Source organism: Streptomyces sp. NRRL S-495, assembly GCF_000966955.1.
GTDB classification, from domain to species: Bacteria; Actinomycetota; Actinomycetes; order Streptomycetales; family Streptomycetaceae; genus Kitasatospora; species Kitasatospora purpeofusca.
Window position 1 is genome coordinate 1 of record NZ_JZWY01000197.1, and the last position, 947, is coordinate 947.

1 rRNA gene is annotated in these 947 nt (G+C 56.8%); it reads left to right on the forward strand.

Annotation, left to right across the window (positions count from 1 at the left end):
• A 23S ribosomal RNA gene (locus VR45_RS12445) occupies positions 1-947 on the forward strand; the annotation flags it as partial.

The window sequence follows — 947 nt, forward strand, 5'->3', positions numbered from 1 at the left end:
GTGCCTTTTGAAGAATGAGCCTGCGAGTTTGCGGTGTGTAGCGAGGTTAACCCGTGTGGGGTAGCCGTAGCGAAAGCGAGTCCGAATAGGGCGATTGAGTTGCATGCCCAAGACCCGAAGCGGAGTGATCTAGCCATGGGCAGGTTGAAGCGGAGGTAAGACTTCGTGGAGGACCGAACCCACCAGGGTTGAAAACCTGGGGGATGACCTGTGGTTAGGGGTGAAAGGCCAATCAAACTCCGTGATAGCTGGTTCTCCCCGAAATGCATTTAGGTGCAGCGTCACGTGTTTCTTGCCGGAGGTAGAGCACTGGATAGGCGATGGGCCTCACCGGGTTACTGACCTTAGCCAAACTCCGAATGCCGGTAAGTGAGAGCGTGGCAGTGAGACTGTGGGGGATAAGCTCCATGGTCGAGAGGGAAACAGCCCAGAACACCGACTAAGGTCCCTAAGCGTGTGCTAAGTGGGAAAGGATGTGGAGTCGCAGAGACAACCAGGAGGTTGGCTTAGAAGCAGCCACCCTTGAAAGAGTGCGTAATAGCTCACTGGTCAAGTGATTCCGCGCCGACAATGTAGCGGGGCTCAAGCACATCACCGAAGTCGTGTCATTGCAGCATATAGGGCCAACGCCTGCTGTGATGGGTAGGGGAGCGTCGTGTGCCGGGTGAAGCGGCGGTGGAAACCAGTCGTGGACGGTACACGAGTGAGAATGCAGGCATGAGTAGCGATACAAGAGTGGGAAACTCTTGCGCCGATTGACCAAGGGTTCCTGGGTCAAGCTGATCTGCCCAGGGTAAGTCGGGACCTAAGGCGAGGCCGACAGGCGTAGTCGATGGACAACGGGTTGATATTCCCGTACCCGCTTTGAAGCGCCAACGCTGAACCAGGTGATGCTAAAGCCGTGAAGCCGGCCCGGAGTCTTCGGACAAAGGGACGTGGTGGAGCCG